This window comes from Bradyrhizobium sp. Ken51, from assembly GCF_055807435.1.
The window spans coordinates 41,522-56,447 of sequence record NZ_JBVVPB010000009.1; the positions used below are offsets into that span (position 1 = coordinate 41,522).

At 64.0% G+C, this 14,926-nt stretch carries 19 protein-coding genes; 8 read left to right on the forward strand and 11 right to left on the reverse strand.

The genetic code is table 11. The features are described 5' to 3' along the window. Positions 1–15: 15 nt before the first annotated feature. Both AC0L27_RS16880 and AC0L27_RS16885 read left to right on the forward strand, forming a co-directional pair. The gene (locus tag AC0L27_RS16880; protein WP_473319718.1) at positions 16–867 is read left to right on the forward strand and encodes a fumarylacetoacetate hydrolase family protein; all 852 of its coding nucleotides are present in this window, start codon (positions 16–18) and stop codon (positions 865–867) included. 44 nt (positions 868–911) lie between these two features. Further along, positions 912–2,123 carry an ABC transporter substrate-binding protein gene (locus tag AC0L27_RS16885; RefSeq protein ID WP_354209332.1) on the forward strand — a complete coding sequence of 404 codons (1,212 nt, stop codon included), beginning with the start codon at positions 912–914 and terminating at the stop codon, positions 2,121–2,123. 4 nt (positions 2,124–2,127) lie between these two features. On the opposite strand, the gene AC0L27_RS16890 is transcribed toward AC0L27_RS16885, so the two are convergent. After that, positions 2,128–2,970 (reverse strand): hypothetical protein, encoded by an 843-nt coding sequence (locus tag AC0L27_RS16890; protein WP_354209331.1) that lies wholly within the window; start codon positions 2,968–2,970, stop codon positions 2,128–2,130. Positions 2,971–3,181: 211 nt separating this feature from the next. Here AC0L27_RS16890 and AC0L27_RS16895 point away from each other — a divergent pair, with 211 nt between their 5' ends. The 3 genes from AC0L27_RS16895 to AC0L27_RS16905 are packed head-to-tail and all read left to right on the forward strand — an operon-like array spanning position 3,182 to position 6,313. Further along, positions 3,182–4,060 (forward strand): IclR family transcriptional regulator, encoded by an 879-nt coding sequence (locus AC0L27_RS16895; RefSeq protein ID WP_473319721.1) that lies wholly within the window; start codon positions 3,182–3,184, stop codon positions 4,058–4,060. A gap of 36 nt (positions 4,061–4,096) precedes the next feature. Further along, a complete protein-coding gene (locus tag AC0L27_RS16900) occupies positions 4,097–5,071 on the forward strand; it encodes a Bug family tripartite tricarboxylate transporter substrate binding protein (RefSeq protein WP_473319723.1) in 975 nt (324 codons plus the stop codon). A gap of 21 nt (positions 5,072–5,092) precedes the next feature. Continuing rightward, the gene (locus tag AC0L27_RS16905; protein WP_354209328.1) at positions 5,093–6,313 is read left to right on the forward strand and encodes an ABC transporter substrate-binding protein; all 1,221 of its coding nucleotides are present in this window, start codon (positions 5,093–5,095) and stop codon (positions 6,311–6,313) included. Between the two features lie 118 nt (positions 6,314–6,431). Here the strand turns inward: AC0L27_RS16905 and AC0L27_RS16910 are convergent, their stop codons facing one another. Together AC0L27_RS16910 and AC0L27_RS16915 are read right to left on the reverse strand one after the other, a co-directional pair. Next, a complete protein-coding gene (locus tag AC0L27_RS16910; RefSeq protein ID WP_354209327.1) occupies positions 6,432–6,923 on the reverse strand; it encodes an SRPBCC family protein in 492 nt (163 codons plus the stop codon). Positions 6,924–6,925: 2 nt separating this feature from the next. Continuing rightward, complete coding sequence (locus tag AC0L27_RS16915) at positions 6,926–7,318, reverse strand: ArsR/SmtB family transcription factor (RefSeq protein WP_354209326.1); 393 nt, start codon at positions 7,316–7,318, stop codon at positions 6,926–6,928. Positions 7,319–7,689: 371 nt separating this feature from the next. On the opposite strand from AC0L27_RS16915, the gene AC0L27_RS16920 reads away from it, so the two are divergent. Then, the gene (locus tag AC0L27_RS16920) at positions 7,690–8,751 is read left to right on the forward strand and encodes a serine hydrolase (protein ID WP_354254994.1); all 1,062 of its coding nucleotides are present in this window, start codon (positions 7,690–7,692) and stop codon (positions 8,749–8,751) included. A gap of 65 nt (positions 8,752–8,816) precedes the next feature. On the opposite strand, the gene AC0L27_RS16925 is transcribed toward AC0L27_RS16920, so the two are convergent. Both AC0L27_RS16925 and AC0L27_RS16930 read right to left on the reverse strand, forming a co-directional pair. Beyond that, positions 8,817–9,650, reverse strand: a complete 834-nt coding sequence (locus AC0L27_RS16925; protein WP_354209324.1) for an outer membrane protein — start codon at positions 9,648–9,650, stop codon at positions 8,817–8,819. 268 nt (positions 9,651–9,918) lie between these two features. After that, on the reverse strand, positions 9,919–10,623 hold the full coding sequence (locus tag AC0L27_RS16930; protein WP_354209408.1) for an SDR family oxidoreductase: 705 nt from the start codon (positions 10,621–10,623) through the stop codon (positions 9,919–9,921). Between the two features lie 122 nt (positions 10,624–10,745). Between AC0L27_RS16930 and AC0L27_RS16935 the strand changes: the two genes are divergently transcribed. Then, the gene (locus AC0L27_RS16935; protein WP_354209323.1) at positions 10,746–11,588 is read left to right on the forward strand and encodes a GNAT family N-acetyltransferase; all 843 of its coding nucleotides are present in this window, start codon (positions 10,746–10,748) and stop codon (positions 11,586–11,588) included. Between the two features lie 18 nt (positions 11,589–11,606). Here the strand turns inward: AC0L27_RS16935 and AC0L27_RS16940 are convergent, their stop codons facing one another. Beyond that, positions 11,607–12,047 (reverse strand): hypothetical protein, encoded by a 441-nt coding sequence (locus AC0L27_RS16940; protein ID WP_247462781.1) that lies wholly within the window; start codon positions 12,045–12,047, stop codon positions 11,607–11,609. Positions 12,048–12,330: 283 nt separating this feature from the next. On the opposite strand from AC0L27_RS16940, the gene AC0L27_RS16945 reads away from it, so the two are divergent. Beyond that, positions 12,331–12,615: a hypothetical protein gene (locus AC0L27_RS16945; protein WP_354209322.1), complete on the forward strand. Its 285-nt coding sequence runs from the start codon at positions 12,331–12,333 to the stop codon at positions 12,613–12,615. A 53-nt stretch (positions 12,616–12,668) separates the two neighbouring features. On the opposite strand, the gene AC0L27_RS16950 is transcribed toward AC0L27_RS16945, so the two are convergent. From AC0L27_RS16950 to AC0L27_RS16970, 5 genes are all read right to left on the reverse strand, one after another. Next, on the reverse strand, positions 12,669–12,959 hold the full coding sequence (locus tag AC0L27_RS16950) for a hypothetical protein (RefSeq protein ID WP_354058765.1): 291 nt from the start codon (positions 12,957–12,959) through the stop codon (positions 12,669–12,671). A gap of 20 nt (positions 12,960–12,979) precedes the next feature. Beyond that, a complete protein-coding gene (locus AC0L27_RS16955; protein ID WP_354209321.1) occupies positions 12,980–13,402 on the reverse strand; it encodes a curlin in 423 nt (140 codons plus the stop codon). 71 nt (positions 13,403–13,473) lie between these two features. Next, entirely contained in the window at positions 13,474–13,800 is a 327-nt protein-coding gene (locus AC0L27_RS16960; RefSeq protein WP_354209320.1) for a curlin, read from the reverse strand. Between the two features lie 83 nt (positions 13,801–13,883). After that, entirely contained in the window at positions 13,884–14,276 is a 393-nt protein-coding gene (locus AC0L27_RS16965) for a curlin (RefSeq protein ID WP_275168038.1), read from the reverse strand. Positions 14,277–14,394: 118 nt separating this feature from the next. Further along, on the reverse strand, positions 14,395–14,796 hold the full coding sequence (locus AC0L27_RS16970; protein WP_275168039.1) for a curlin subunit CsgB: 402 nt from the start codon (positions 14,794–14,796) through the stop codon (positions 14,395–14,397). Between the last annotated feature and the right edge of the window lie 130 nt (positions 14,797–14,926).

Genomic DNA, 14,926 nt, shown 5'->3' on the forward strand with positions numbered 1-14,926 from the left:
TCCCAAGGATATCTCATGAAGCTGCTCTCTTTCATCACCGACGGCCATGCCTCTTTCGGGGCTGTCAAGGACAATGGGGTCGTCGATCTCGGCACACGCATCGCGGGCTGCACCACGTTGCGGCAGTTGCTCGAAGCTGGGCGCGTTGCCGAGGCGGCAAAGCACGCCGCATCCGCTGCGCCAGATCATGCACTCGACGAGATCACCTTTGCCCCGGTCATCCCCGATCCCGGCAAGATCATTTGCGTCGGCCTCAACTATCGCGACCACGTCGCCGAAACGGGGCGCACCGTCACCGAGAAGCCTGCGCTGTTCGTGCGCTTCCCCTGCAGCCAGGTCGGCCATCTCCAGCCGATTGTGAAGCCAAAGGTGAGTGACGATTTCGATTATGAAGGCGAGCTTGCGCTCGTCATCGGCAAGGCAGGCCGCCACATCTCCGCGAGCCGCGCACGCGACCACATCGCCGGCTATTCTTGCTACAACGAAGGCAGCATTCGCGACTGGCAGCGCCACACCAGCCAATTCCTCTCCGGCAAGACCTTTGCCGAGAGCGGCAGCTTTGGCCCGTGGCTGGTGACGGCGGACGAGATCCCCGATCCGTCAAAGCTCAACTTGCAGACACGGCTGAACGGGACCGTCGTGCAAGACACCACCACCGATCTCCTGATCACCGCAATCCCCGAACTGATCGCCTACATCTCGACGACCTGCCCGCTCGTCCCCGGTGACGTCATCGTGACAGGCACGCCCGGCGGCGTCGGCGCCAAGCGCAAGCCGCCCCTGTGGATGCGCCCCGGCGACACTGTCGAGGTCGAAATCTCCGGCATCGGCATCCTGCGCAATAAGGTCGTCGCCGAGCCGGCCTGACTGCCGACGCCAATCAATCAAACATAACAACATCAGGAAACGCCATGGCCATCCTCCGCACGACATCCGCCGCCACTCTGTTGATCACGCTGGCGCTCGCAGGTACTCCCGCGCGTGCCGAGATCAAGGGCGAGGCCGTCCGCATCGGCGTCCTCACAGATATGAACGGCATCTTTGCGACCGCGATGGGCCCGGGCTCGGTCGAGGCGGCGCGCATGGCGGCGGAAGAGTTCGGCGGTAAGATCAACGGCAAGCAGATCGAGATCCTGCAGGCCGACCACCAGAACAAGCCGGACCTTGCGGCCTCGCTCGCCCGCAAATGGTTCAGCGACGGCGTGCAGGCGATCGCGGACGGCGGCAGTTCCGGTGCCGCGCTCGCGGTGCAGGAACTGGTGCGCGGCAACGGAAAGATCTTCCTCATCTCCGGCGCAGGCGCCAACCAGCTCACCGATGAAGCCTGTGCCGCGGGCAGCGTGCAGTGGACCCAGGATGCCTATTCGACCGCGACCGCGGTGGTCTCCGGCATCATGCAGACCAGCAAGGAGCCGTGGTTCTTCATCACCGGCGACTACGCCTTCGGCCATTCGATCGAGACAACCGCGCGCGCCCGCATCATCGAGCTCGGCGGCAAGGTCGCCGGCAGCGTCAAGGCGCAGCTCGGCACGCCCGACTACAGCTCGTTCCTGCTTCAGGCGCAGTCCTCGGGTGCAAAAATCCTGGCAATCAACGTGGCCGGCGACAACGCCACCGCAATCAAGCAGGCGGAAGAATTCGGCCTTGCCGACCAGGGCATCAAGATCGTGCCGATGTCATTCCAGAATGTCGATATCGAGGCCGTCGGGTTGAAGGCGACGCGCGGCGATCTCATCGTCACCTCGTTCTTCGAGGACGTCTCGCCGACGGCCCGGAAATTCTCCGATGCGTTCTTCGCCCGCCGCAAAGCGATGCCGTCGCAAATCCAGGCGGGCGTCTATTCCGCCGTGCGCCACTATCTCCAGGCGATGAAGGATACCGACTCAGACGACAGCACGGCTGTAATGGCCAAGATGAAGGCGACGCCCGTCTCCGACGCTTACACGCCCAACGGCCGCATCCGCGAGGACCAGCGCATGGTGCATGATCTGTATCTGGTGCAGGTCAAGACGCCTGAGGAATCCAAAGGGCCCTGGGATTTCGTCAAGCTGGTCGCGACCATCCCGCCCGACCAGGCCTTCCGCCCGCTTGAACGCAGCAAGTGCGGCCTGGTCGGCAAATAATCTGTCAAACCAGATAGCGCGTGAGATAGCCGTCCATCGCGTAGAGCGCACAGAGCGCGAGGCTCGACCACACGGCGGCGGTGAAATACAGGAACATCCAGGTCAGCTCGCCCTTCCAGTGCGCGATGTCGTGGGTCACGACCCAGCGGGTCGAGACGTCATGCAGGCCTTCGAGAAAGCCGAGCAACCTGTTGCCCTCTTCATGCCCTGCCCGCCAGCGGCTGAGATACATCGGCACGTCGACGGTGACGAGGAAGGCCAGGAAGCAGGCGATGCCGACGATGCCGGCAATCAGGGCCCAGCGCACCGGTCCCTGGAATTCCGGCATCAGCCGGCACAGCGCGATGCCCGCGAGGAAGAATGTCACCGCCCACAGCGAGTTCTCGATCGCGTTGAAGAGGAAGTTGGTCGTCACCACCGCATACCAGGAGAAGCACTCCGCGATGATGATGATGGGCACGATCACCCACGCGATGTTCACCACCGTCTCGGCGCCCGTCATGGTCCCGAGCTGATGCAGGATGACCGCCCATTGCGCGGCGAAGCACAGTTCGGCCACGGTCGCGACCGTGCGGCCGACGAAGACGCTGGAGAGCCAGGTGTCGAACAGGCAGATGCGCTGCACGTCGGCGCGCGGCAGGAACGAGCGGAAGGCGCAGCCGAAGACGTAACCGGCGCAGAGCAGGAACATCAGCCCGATGTCGGAGCCGCCGCTGATGCTGCCGGCGGGCGTCGGGTAGAACTCGCGGTACAGCATGAACCAGACGAGAATGTTGGCAGCACTGACCAGCGTCAGGGACCCCCACCACCACGCGAGGGGATTTGTCCGCGCCTGCCACTGCAACATGAATCGCTCCGATGTAATCGATATGACATTCAGTCGTAATAATCCTGTCACAACAAGCCACGCAATCGCGACGAAAATCTGTGTGCGGCGGGGCTCTTCGCGCACATTCTTGCCCTGCCGGCACAGCCGCCGCATGTCCGGATAATGGACATAACGCTACATTTTATGAATCTATTGGACATCCGGCGGGACCGGGTTCATTAAAGCCTGCATGGCCAGAACCGCCTCCAAAGCGATCCGCGCCTCCTCGTCCGCTGCCGCCGTGCTGGCGGACAGCATCGATGACGCCGCGTTCGCGACGACGCTGGCGAAAGGTCTCGTAGTGCTCGAAGCGTTCAAGGCGGGGGCGGCCCAGCTCGGCAACATGGAGCTGTCGACGCTGACCGGGATTCCGCGCCCGACGGTGGCGCGGCTGACGCACACGCTCGCGGAGCTCGGCTACCTCCGCTACGACGCCGAACGCGCCAAATATCGCGTCGGTGCGCGCGCACTCCGCATGGCGCATCCGCTGCTCGCCGACATGCAGTTCCGCCAGGTCGCGCGTCCCATGATGCAGGAGCTGGCGCTAAGCGTGCGGGGCACGGTCTCGATCGGCCTGCTCGATGCGACCTCCATGATCTATGTCGAGACCGCGCGCTCCGGCGACGTCGGCCCGCACGTCCCCGACATCGGCATGCCCATTTCCGTGGTGATGACCGCGATGGGCCGTGCCGCGGCGGCGACCTTGCCGCAGGCCGATGCCGCGCTGCTCGAAGACCGCATTGCAAGCGAGGACACCGAACTGTGGTCGTCCTTCCGCGAGACATATCGCGCCGGCCTCACACAATGCGCCAGCCGCGGCTTCTGCACTTGCTTCGGCGAGTACATCGCCTCGATCCATGCCGTCGCCGCGCCGCTGTTTCATGCGCGTGAGGCGAAGCAGGCCTTTTCGATCAATTGCGGCATTCCCGCGTTCCGGCTCCAGCCCGGCCAGCTGGAGGGCGAGATCGGCCCGCGCATTGCCGCCCTTGCCGACAGCATCCGCACCATGGTTGGTGCGGCGCCGACGACCGAAACACAAAAGCAAAACAAGAAGAGCGCCAGACGATGAACAAGACAATCGGCGCTCCGCCACCGGGAGGCCACCATGACCGTCACACGGCGAACATTCTTGGGCACCCTCGCCCTTTTGCTATCGGGACTTCCATTCTCCGCACACGCTGAGGACGCCTGGCCGTCGCGCATGGTGCGCCTGATCTCGCCTTATGGGCCCGGCGGCTCCAACGACATCTCGTTGCGGCTGCTGGCCGAAGAGTTCGGCCGCAACCTGCACCAGCAATTCATCGTCGAGAACAAGCCGGGCGCCGGCACCCGCATCGCCAACGACACGGTCGCGCATGCGCCGGGCGACGGCTATACCCTCCTCTATGTCGCGGCCCCCTACGCCACCGCCGAAGCGCTGTTCGGCAAGCTGACTTACGAACGCAAGGATCTGCAGCCGGTCGCGATGACGGTGATCGCGCCGCTGTTCCTGATCATCAGCGCGGACGCGCCGTTCAAGACGCTCCCCGAATTGATCGCCTACGGCAAATCGAAGCCGGATGGCCTGACCTTCGCCTCGCCCGGCGCCGGCTCGCAGCCGCATCTTGCCGGCGAACTCCTGTTCAGGGATGCCGGCGTCAAGGGGCTCAACATTCCCTTCCGTGGCGATGCGGCGTCCTACACCGAGCTGCTCGCCGGCCGCGTCGATGCCACGCTGACGGCGCTGCCGACCGCACTGCCCTACATCCAGAGCGGCAAGTTCATTGTGCTCGGCGTCGCTTCCGCCGAACGCAGCGCGCTCTATCCGCAAGCGCCGACCCTGCGCGAGCAGGGTTTTCCCAACGTGGCCGCCGCCGGCTGGTACGGCTTCATGGCGCCTTCGACGACGCCGCGCGCCATCGTCGACAAGCTGCAGGCCGAAGTGTTGCGCGCGCTGGCCGAGCCGGCGATCAAGGACAAGCTGACCGCCCAGGGCCTCGAAGTGCGCGCCGGTACCGCGGCCGAGTTCGGCCAGTTCATCGACAACGAAACAAAAAAGTGGACCGGGCTAATCCGCGAGGCCGGCCTCAAGGGCGAGTGACAGTCGGAATAGGGAATGGAAATGAAAAACCTACTTCTCAAACGCATCGCGGCACCTGCGATCGTTCTCGCGCTATCGATCCCGGCGGCACAGGCGCAGAAGAAATACGATCCAGGCGCTTCCGACACCGAGATCAAGGTCGGCCAGACCGTCCCGCTCAGTGGGCCGGCCTCGGCCTATGCCGTCATCGGCAAGACCCAGGCCGCCTACATGAAGATGATCAACGACCAGGGCGGCGTCAACGGCCGCAAGGTCAATCTGATCCAGTATGACGACGCCTATTCGCCTCCGAAGACGGTTGAGCAGACCCGCAAGCTGGTGGAAAACGACGAGGTGCTGCTGACCTTCCAGATCATTGGCACCGCGCCGAATGTCGCCGTGCAAAAATATCTCAACGCCAAGAAGGTCCCGCAGCTCTTCGCGGCAACGGGCGCGGCGCGTTTCACCGATCCGAAGAACTTCCCCTGGACCATGGGCTTCAACCCGTCCTACCTCGTCGAGGGCCGGATCTACGCGCAATATCTTTTGAAGAACTATCCGAACGCCAGGATCGGCGTGCTCTACCAGAACGACGATCTCGGCAAGGATTATCTCGCGGGCTTCAAGGCAGGTCTCGGCGACAAGGCGAAGATGATCGTCGCCGAGACGTCCTACGAGATCACCGAGCCGACCATCGACTCGCAGATCCTGCGGTTAAAGGACGCAGGCGCTGACACGCTGTTCAGCGCCACGACGCCGAAACAGGCCGCGCAGGCCATCAAGAAGGTCGCCGAGATCGGCTGGAAGCCACTGCACATCATCGACATCAACGCCTCCTCGGTGAGCGCGGTGCTGAAGCCCGCCGGACTCGACAACGCCAACGGCGTCGTCAGCGTCGGTTATGTCAAGGATTCAGCCGATCCCGAATGGAAGGACGATCCCGGCATGAAGCGATATCTCGCCTTCATGGCCAAGTACTACCCGGAGGGCGACAAGGATTCGAACCTGAACGTCTACGGCTATATCACCGCGCAGCTGCTGGTGCAGGTGCTGAAGCAATGTGGCGACGATCTCACGCGCGAGAACGTGATGCGCCAGGCCGCGAGCCTGTACAACATCACACTCGACCTGACGCTGCCGGGCATCTCGGTGACGACGACGCCGACCGACTACCGCGTCAACAAGCAGTTTCAGATGGTGCAGTTCGACGGCCAGCGATGGCAGAAACTCGGCGACATCGTCACGGACGAGGCGAAGGAATGACGCGCCCCTCATCCTGAGGGGCGCGCCCCGTGAAGGATGAGGCCTCGCCGATGGTCCTCGTGCTCCGAGGCGGCCGCTCCTTGGCCGCCTCTCATGAAGGGGGAAGTGGCTGCTCGCCCTACCTCTTCATCCCGCCCACATAAGCCGCCAGCTTGTCGAGCGTCTGGTAGCCGTACTCGACCGCACCGAAGTTGATCATGCCGTCGCGCTGCGCCGTGCTCGAGGCCAGCTGCCGCATCATCAGAACCGTCTTGCCGTTGCTCTGTTCGGCGAAGGCGACGGTGAAACGGAACATGCCGGGATCCTCGTCCTGGTCGACGCCGTGATCCATCTCCATCAAGGACGGCCGCTCGATGCGGCGAAAGCGCATGCGGTTCGGATAGACCGTGCCGTCCGGGCCGATCATGTTGAAGCGCCAGACGCCGCCAACCCGCACGTCGATCTCGAAGGTCTCGAGCTTGAAACCCTTCGGCCCGAACCATTGCGGCAGATGCTTCGGGTCGGACCACGCTTCGAACACCAGATCGCGCGGCGCGTCGATCACGCGCGACATCACGATCTCGCGGTCGAGCGACCATTGCGACAGGGCGGGATTGGCAGAATTCGTCATCGTCAGGAACCTTTCCGTTTGGTTGTCTTCTTAGCTGTCTTGGACGGGCGCTTGGCGGCCGCCCTTTCCTTCTTCAGTTGCATGACGTAGGCCTCGAACCGATCGAGCCGCGCCTCCCAGATCGCGCGCTGCTGCTGGAACCAGTCCTCCGCGCCGACAAGCGCGTCGGGACTGAGGCGGCAGGTGCGCACGCGGCCGGACTTCTCCGACAGGACGAGGCCGCTCGTCTCCAGCACGTGGATGTGCTTCATGAAGCTCGGCAGCGCCATCTCGAAGGGATCGGCAAGCTCGCCGACCGACGCCTCGCCGGCGCAGAGCCGCATCACGATCGCCCGCCGGGTGGGATCGGCAAGGGCCGCGAAAACCTGATCGAGTCGGGATATTTGGTTAGCCATGGGGCTAACTATAGGATTGCCGCCAACCGCAGTCAACAATTGTTAGCCAACTAGCTAAGTTAAATTTCGCCGACCGCAGCCTGGATGAAGCGAAGCGTAATCCGGGGCGCTCACTTGGCTGCGGCACTTTCCCGGATTGCGCTTCGCTCCATCCGGGCTACGGACCACTCGCGCGGAACCCACCACGCGCAATCGTGAATAGGGAGACACGGCCCTTCCCGCTACAAGAGACGTGGGGGCGCATCGCATTCTGCTTCAGAGCCGTGCCGCCTGTTGTCACCTCATCATATCTTACCCGACGGGCGCTCGCCCGGGCTGCGCTCGTTCCGCTCGCGCTTGCCTTGCCGCGCGAGGCCGCCGCGGACTCCGATATGATCGCGCAGATGCGCGACATCGTCGCGAACGAGCTGGCGCCGACCGTGACGCCGGACCAACCGGGCGGCCTTGCCGTCGCGCTTTATGCCGGCGGCCATGTCGAATTCTTCAACTACGGCTTTGCCGACGAGGCCACGCGAAGGCCGGTCACGCCGGACACGCTGTTCAACCTCGGCTCCCTGCGCAAGCCGTTCGAGGCGACGCTGGTTGCGCTCGGCACCCTCCGCGGCGAGCTGCAGCTCGGCGATCGCCTGGCGAAATATCTCCCCGAGCTCACCGGCGACTATATCCGCCGCGTCACCGTCGGCGAACTCGTCACGCACACCTCGGGCATGCTGCTGCCGACCGATCATCCGCCGTGGCCGAGCGAAACTTTTTCCCGCGCGCAGTTCGTCGAGATGTTCAACAGCTGGCGACCGCAAGCCGGCGAAGTGCCCGGCGAGCAGCGCGTCTACAGCCACGCCGGCTACGTGCTGCTTCAGCTCGCGCTCGAGCGCTGTTACGGCGCTCCGATCTCGACCCTGTTCGAACAACGCATCTTCAAGCCGATCGGCATGAATGCGACCTCCGTGCCCGAACGTGGCGAGGACGGCCGTGCCATCATGGACGAGGCCTGGATGCAGCGCGCGGTCCAGGGCTATTCGGATCAGGGCATGGCGATCGGCCCCATCGGCAACCAGCAGAGCTATTTTGATTTCCCCGGCACGGGCCAGATGTTTTCCTCCCCGCGGGATCTCGCGAGATTCGTTGCTGCCTGCATCGACGGGCGGACGATCGAGCCTCACTTGCGCGAGGCATTGGGGATGACGCAGCACGAGATCTTCCGCGTCGACGACAAGTTCGGACAGGCAATGGCCTGGGAGACGGTGCGTCTTCCAGGCGTCACCGTCGTCGACAAGCCGGGCGGGCTCAACAACGCGTCCGGTTATATCGGACTCGTTCCGGCGCAGCGGTTGGGCATCGCCCTGCTTGCCAATCGGGGCGAATATCCCCACGAGATCGCACGCTACAGGATATTGCCGGCGTTGGCGCATCTCGTGACGTCGCACGCAGGCTGAGGTCCAAACAGAAAGCCCCGGCCAGGCCGGGGCTTTCCACGCCAGATCAGGAAACGGGATGAAGCTCAGTATCTGGCGACGACGGGTCCGCCGAACTTGTAGTTCACGCCGACCCGCACGATGTTCGATTTGAGGTCGACCGAGTGGGTGTAGACGTTGCTCGGATTTGCCGTGCCGCCTGCGAAACTCGTAAGATTGGTGCTGGTCGCGCTGGCGCGGCCGAGATCGACGTAGAGATATTCGGCCTTGAGCGACCAGCCGCCGCCGAACGCATATTCGGTGCCCACACCCGCGGTCCAGCCGAGGCGGGTGTCGCGGATGGCGGCCGATTCTGATGCCGCGGAGAAGGTGTCGGTGAAGTTGAAATTGCCCTTCACCTCCGCGATCGCCGCACCGCCCGTGGCGTAGAGCAGCCAGGTCGGAGCCGCGAGGAAGCCGATGCGGCCGCGGATGGTGGCGAGCCAGTCGGCCGAGACCGACGACGACACCGTGAAGCCGGTCGGTGCGCAGCAGGGATAGAGCGCCGAGCCGCTCGCGCTGCCCTTGAAGCCGAAATAGTTGATGTCGCCCTCGAGGCCGAGCACCGCGTGGTTGACCTGCCAGTTATAGCCCGCGGTGAAGCCGCCGGTCACGCTGGAGCTGTTGACGCGCTGGGCGCCGACCGTGTTGATGGCGGGAACGCTGCTGGGGTCGAAATAGCCGGTTGGCGTCCAGATGGTCGAGGTGGTCGGATCGGCGCTCCCCCACTGTCCGCCGACATTGCCGCCGACATAGAAGCCGGTCCAGTTGTAGGCCGTCGCCATCATCGGCGCTTTGGTATAGTTCGCCGCGAGGTCGGCCGCCTGCACGGATGCGGAGCCCAAAACGACAGCGGCAACTGCCAGCAAAAACTTCTTCATTCCAGTCTCCTTGCCTCACGCGATCGATCTCGCGTTTCGAATGCGCGGGCGGAAGTTGTCCGGCGCAGATCGGCATAGGCTGCCGATCCCTCGCCGTCTTGGGCTGCGGCGAAGTTCATAGGGACTGTGACGTAGTGTGAGCCGTGCGGCACGCGAACGCGTCACGGGTGTGACCGAGGGGCCACGCGTGATCACACATCCGCGGCGCATTACGCACGCCAATGTCGCATCACGACAAGCGCGCGAAACGCGATTCGAGCCCCGCGTCTCAGACCGAACGCGTCAGTCCGCCGTCGACGCGGATATTCTGGCCGGTGATGTAGGCAGCACCGTCGGACGCCAGGAACGAGACGGTCGCCGCGATCTCCTCGACCTTGCCGTAGCGCTTCATCGGCACGCTGTCGCGGCGCGCATCTAGCTGCGGCAGGCTGTCGATCCAGCCCGGGAGCACGTTGTTCATGCGGATGTTCTCGGCGGCATGGGTGTCGGTGAAGATCTTCGTGAAGGCGGCAAGGCCGGCGCGGAAAACCGCAGAGGTCGGAAACATCGCGCTCGGCTCGAATGCCCAGGCGGTCGAGATGTTGATAATGGCGCCGGCCTTCTGCGCCTGCATGATTGACATCACCAGCCGGGTGGGACGGATCACGTTGAGCAGATAGGTGTCGAGGCCGGTGTGCCACTGCTCGTCGGTGATCTCCGTGATCGCCGCCCGGGGCCCATGGCCCGCGCTGTTGACGAGCACGTCGATGCGTCCCCATTTGGCCATCGCGCCATCGACCAGCCGCTTCAGATCGTCGTTCGACTTGTTGGAACCGGTGACCCCCAATCCGCCGAGCTCGGCTGCCAGGGCCTCGCCCTTGCCGGAGGACGACAGGATCGCAACGCGAAAGCCGTCGGCTGCGAGCCGACGCGCAGCCCCTGCCCCCATGCCGCTGCCGCCGGCGGTCACGAGTGCGACCTTCTCTGCTGCCATCTGTGCTGCCATGACCGATCATCCTCTGTGATATCGTGGAGGCGAGCCGCCGAGCCCGGCCCGTCATGGGCCTTCTAGCGCCGGACCAGCCGGATGGTCCACCATCGAAAGCGACCTGAAAGATGAGCGATTTGCAGATCCGTAATTTGCGCCCCGAGGAGATCGCCATCGCCGTCGACTGGGCCGCGGCCGAGGGCTGGAATCCGGGCCTCTCCGATGCCGTCTGTTTCGCGATCCCCGACCCAAACGGCTTTTTCGTTGGCGAGATCGACGGCGAGCCGGTCGCGACTGTCTCCTGCGTCAACTACGACGATCGCTTCGCCTTCCTCGGCTTCTACATCGTGCGCGAAGGTTTTCGCGGCTCCGGCCATGGCCTCCGCATCTGGAACGCGGCGATCGCGCATGCGGGCACTCGCGTGATCGGCCTCGACGGCGTCGTCGCGCAGCAGGACAATTACAGAAAGTCCGGCTTCCAGCTTGCTTACGCCAATCTCCGCTATGGCGGCTTCATCGCCGCGCCACCGAGGCCGCCCGCCGATGTCGTTGCGCTCGGCTCGATCCCGTTCGCGCTCATTGAAGCCGACGATGCAACGGTGTTCCCGGCTCCGCGCGGCGCCTTCCTGCGTGCCTGGATCGGCGCATCAGGACATGTCGGTCGCGCGCTGCTGCGCGACGGCAAGCTCGCTGCATGGGGCGTGATCCGGCCGTGCCGGACCGGCCGCAAGATCGGCCCGCTCGTCGCCCACGACCGCGCGGCGGCGGACGCGATCGTGCAGGCCTTGCTGGCGAGCGCAAACGGCGGCGAAATCCTCCTCGACGTCCCCGCCGTCAATCGCGAGGCGATTGCACTCGCGGAAGAGCTCGGGCTGAAGCCGGTGTTCGAGACGGCGCGGATGTACACAGGACCGATCGCGCCGCTGCGGATCGACCGCGTCTTCGGCGTGACCAGTTTTGAGCTGGGCTAGCTGAGCCGAATGCGCGGCTCAGTAGCAGCGCATGATGTTGACCGTGTGCTCGCCGCCGCCGCGGCCGGGCACAGTCACCTGCTCCGTCGGACAGCTCGGCACGTAGGGCCGGTCTGACGGCACCACGTTCGGCGGGAAGCGATGGGTCCAATCCCAGGGAACGTCATACGTATAGGTGTAGCGCACGTCGCTGGAGACGGGTTGTGCGGTCTCGGCGAAAGGCTGGCCGTAGCCTGCGTTGTCATAGTAGAACCCGCCGCCGCCCGGCCAGTAGACCCAGGGCGTGTTGCGGCCGCGGAACCTGGCGCCTGGCGCAATCGGCGGACGCGCCGCCGGACCGGACGGCGTGGCGGCATGGGCGACGGTGCCGCCGGGCCTGGCAAAACTGTCGCTGGGGGCAAGGAGCAGCGCGGCTGCGCTGAGCGAGGCGAGCAACGCCCCAAATGATCTGGACATCATGATACGCACCAACTCGTTTGGCTTCGCGGATAGCGGCTCCCCACCGCACGCTAGGCCGGGCTGTCGCCCACCCGCAAACGTATAATTAATTATTGGTTAAGGCACGGGATTAACAGGGAACAAGCTGCGGCAAGACGCCCGGGATTCCGGCTGATGTCGCACGTGTTCCGGGAAAAGCGGACTTCATAACCAGTTGATCGGAGTTGATCGCTTCGGCCGACAACACCCGGAACGCTCCCGCACTGCGGTCGTTGGCTCCCGACACCAGCAAGGAGCATCTCCAATGCAAAACAAGTCAAAACTCCTCTGCCTGATCACGGCTTCACTCGTCGCGGGCACGACGGCCGCCTCGGCCCAGGGCTATGATTGGAACGGAGCGCGCGCGGGATGGAACCGCACCGCTCCCGCTTACGAGCCGGTTCAGCCACGCGCATACTATCCGGATGTCGCCGGACCGTACGGTGCGCTCAACGGCACCAACCATCCAGCGCCGAGCTCGACGCAGGGCGATGTCGGCCCGGATGGCAACAACAACGGCACACTGACCGGCGTCTATCGCAGCTGGTAACGCTCGCTCACGATGTGGCCCATCGTCCATCACGGACGATGGGCCTTCGTGCGTCAGCGGCCCTGCTGCTTGCGCAGCCAGTCCAGCATGTCCTGTGGATTTCCGGTGCCTTGCGACACGATGGCGGTGTTGCCACCGCTGCGGCGATAGACCGTGGTGCGCCCAGGCTCCTTCTCGATCTTGACCTCGGCCTGCGCCGGATCGCCGCTCTGGGTAATGACGGACGTGCCATTCTCGTCCTGAACTATTGTGGTGTGGCCATCACCTGACTCGCCGGCTCCCGCCGGCCCGGTTGTCGTTGCCATCATGATGCTCATTCCTGCTGCGAGTACGATGAACCTCATGTTGCACCTCGCCTTCTCGATCACCGGCTGAACTGAAATATCGACAGCCAGTTGAAGCGCCCGAATTGTCGCACCGTTCCGGTGTTCATATCTCCGATCTGGAGCAGGAGGGCGTTGGTGGAACTACCGACCTGAGTGATATCGGCAATGTTGCTCACGCCGGACTGACCGATCGCCACGTTGGTGGTGCCACCCACCTGGATCACATTGACATAATTTCGCGTGCCGTTCTGGATGATCGTCGCATCGACCGTTCCCGTGCCACCGATCTGGATGACACGCGCGATATTGATGCGGCTGTTCTCCTCGATCGTAACAGGCTGGACATCGTTGCCGAACTGCACGACCGTTTCGATGCTCACGTTCCGGTTCGTCACGCCGCGCTGGACGGATCCGGCGGAGGCCTCGGACGCGACGCTGACAGCGGCGAGCAATGCCGCCAATGCCAGGAGAAGTCTACCGCGTTTCATCGCCTTGCCCCATCACATTTCTGATGGCGGTGAGGTCGCCCAGCTCAATGGCTATTCTGGACAACCGTCGCCGAGTTAAACGCACCGAACTGCGACAGGAAACTGCTGGTCGACTGGCCGGCCTGGCCGACAAACGCGACATTGTTCACGCCTGCCTGCCCGACCGATGCCGACGTCGTCCCGCCGAATTGCAGGATTCCGGTCGCGTTGTTCGTGCCGTTTTGAGTGACGGTCGCGCTGGTGCTGCCGCCGATCATGAACACGCCGGCCATGTTGAGTTGGCTGCTTTGGTTCAACACGACCGGCGGGCCGCCGAGCGACACGATGGTCTTGATGTCGGCGGTCTGGGCACCGGCCGATCCGGCGCCCACGCAACACAAGGTGAGAAATGCGCCACAGGCGGCGCCTGAAAAATGCCTCATGACATGCCTCGCGACTGAAAATTGATTTGCGATCAAGGAGTCTGCTGCAAAATCGTCGAGCCGTTCAGGATTCCGAGCTGTCCGACGCCAGCCGCGTTGTTCGCGCCGATCTGGCCGATCAAACTCGAATTGGAGCCGCCGACCTGGCCGAGTAACGCGGTGTTGGACGCCGTCGCAGTCGTGCCGCCCTGCCCGATCACCGAGGTGTTGACGGTAAGGAACGAGCCCGTCTGCAACGTGGTCGCAGTATTGGTGGCGCCGAATTGCATCGTGGTGGCGCTGTTGTTGGTGCCGCCACTCTGCGAGATGAAGGAGTTGTTGGTGGTGCCGAATTGCAGCACGCTGGCCGAGTTGCCGGCCTGGGCATCGACGGCGGTCAACAAGCTGAACGCGACGATCGTGGCAACGAGATATTTTTGATGCATGACATTTCCTCCGCAAAGTCGGCGGACAACCTCTCACTGAGTCGTCCCGCCCGAGGCGGTGCTTTCAAGAATGGCGCGGACGCGCCGCAGTTGACGCGTCCGGCCAAACGGGGCTGGCTTAGTGCGCGGTCTGCGAGACGGTGCTGCCGTTGACGCCGAACACGCTGAGCTGTCCGACGGCGGCGGCGTTGTTCTGGAGCGGGGCAGGCCCGAACGAGTTCTGGGTGATCGCGCTGCCGTTGTTGCCGAACGCCACCTGGCCGGTCGTTGCCGAGTTCTGCACGCCGATCTGGTTCACCGTGCTGCCGTTGTTGAGCGAGGCCGCGCTGGTGCCCTGCATCGTGGTCGCGCTGTTGATGATGCCGAGCTGGCTGGTCGACGAGGTGTCGTTGGTGAGGCCCTGCTGCGAGACGCTGGAACCGTTCACGACGCCCACTTGCACCGTGGTCGAGGTGTTGGCGGCCTGCGCGGCGGAGGACAGGGCGAGCACTGCAACGGAAGCGAAAAACAATTTGCGCATGGAATATCCTTTCTGGCTAAGATCTCTGACTGGGTTCGGATGCCGTCTTGGAGGAGGTCGACATCGCAGGACAGACTTTGAACCGATCGTGCTGCGTGCGACAGACTGCAGTTCATGCTAATCGGTACGG

Bases quoted from the DNA above. Each gene is read 5' to 3' on its own strand.
- AC0L27_RS16880 (WP_473319718.1), top strand. From the start codon at position 16: ATGAAGCTGCTCTCTTTCATCACCGACGGCCATGCCTCTTTCGGGGCT.
- AC0L27_RS16885 (WP_354209332.1), top strand. From the start codon at position 912: ATGGCCATCCTCCGCACGACATCCGCCGCCACTCTGTTGATCACGCTG.
- AC0L27_RS16890 (WP_354209331.1), bottom strand. From the start codon at position 2,970: ATGTTGCAGTGGCAGGCGCGGACAAATCCCCTCGCGTGGTGGTGGGGG.
- AC0L27_RS16895 (WP_473319721.1), top strand. From the start codon at position 3,182: ATGGCCAGAACCGCCTCCAAAGCGATCCGCGCCTCCTCGTCCGCTGCC.
- AC0L27_RS16900 (WP_473319723.1), top strand. From the start codon at position 4,097: ATGACCGTCACACGGCGAACATTCTTGGGCACCCTCGCCCTTTTGCTA.
- AC0L27_RS16905 (WP_354209328.1), top strand. From the start codon at position 5,093: ATGAAAAACCTACTTCTCAAACGCATCGCGGCACCTGCGATCGTTCTC.
- AC0L27_RS16910 (WP_354209327.1), bottom strand. From the start codon at position 6,923: ATGACGAATTCTGCCAATCCCGCCCTGTCGCAATGGTCGCTCGACCGC.
- AC0L27_RS16915 (WP_354209326.1), bottom strand. From the start codon at position 7,318: ATGGCTAACCAAATATCCCGACTCGATCAGGTTTTCGCGGCCCTTGCC.
- AC0L27_RS16920 (WP_354254994.1), top strand. From the start codon at position 7,690: ATGATCGCGCAGATGCGCGACATCGTCGCGAACGAGCTGGCGCCGACC.
- AC0L27_RS16925 (WP_354209324.1), bottom strand. From the start codon at position 9,650: ATGAAGAAGTTTTTGCTGGCAGTTGCCGCTGTCGTTTTGGGCTCCGCA.
- AC0L27_RS16930 (WP_354209408.1), bottom strand. From the start codon at position 10,623: ATGGCAGCAGAGAAGGTCGCACTCGTGACCGCCGGCGGCAGCGGCATG.
- AC0L27_RS16935 (WP_354209323.1), top strand. From the start codon at position 10,746: ATGAGCGATTTGCAGATCCGTAATTTGCGCCCCGAGGAGATCGCCATC.
- AC0L27_RS16940 (WP_247462781.1), bottom strand. From the start codon at position 12,047: ATGATGTCCAGATCATTTGGGGCGTTGCTCGCCTCGCTCAGCGCAGCC.
- AC0L27_RS16945 (WP_354209322.1), top strand. From the start codon at position 12,331: ATGCAAAACAAGTCAAAACTCCTCTGCCTGATCACGGCTTCACTCGTC.
- AC0L27_RS16950 (WP_354058765.1), bottom strand. From the start codon at position 12,959: ATGAGGTTCATCGTACTCGCAGCAGGAATGAGCATCATGATGGCAACG.
- AC0L27_RS16965 (WP_275168038.1), bottom strand. From the start codon at position 14,276: ATGCATCAAAAATATCTCGTTGCCACGATCGTCGCGTTCAGCTTGTTG.
- AC0L27_RS16970 (WP_275168039.1), bottom strand. From the start codon at position 14,796: ATGCGCAAATTGTTTTTCGCTTCCGTTGCAGTGCTCGCCCTGTCCTCC.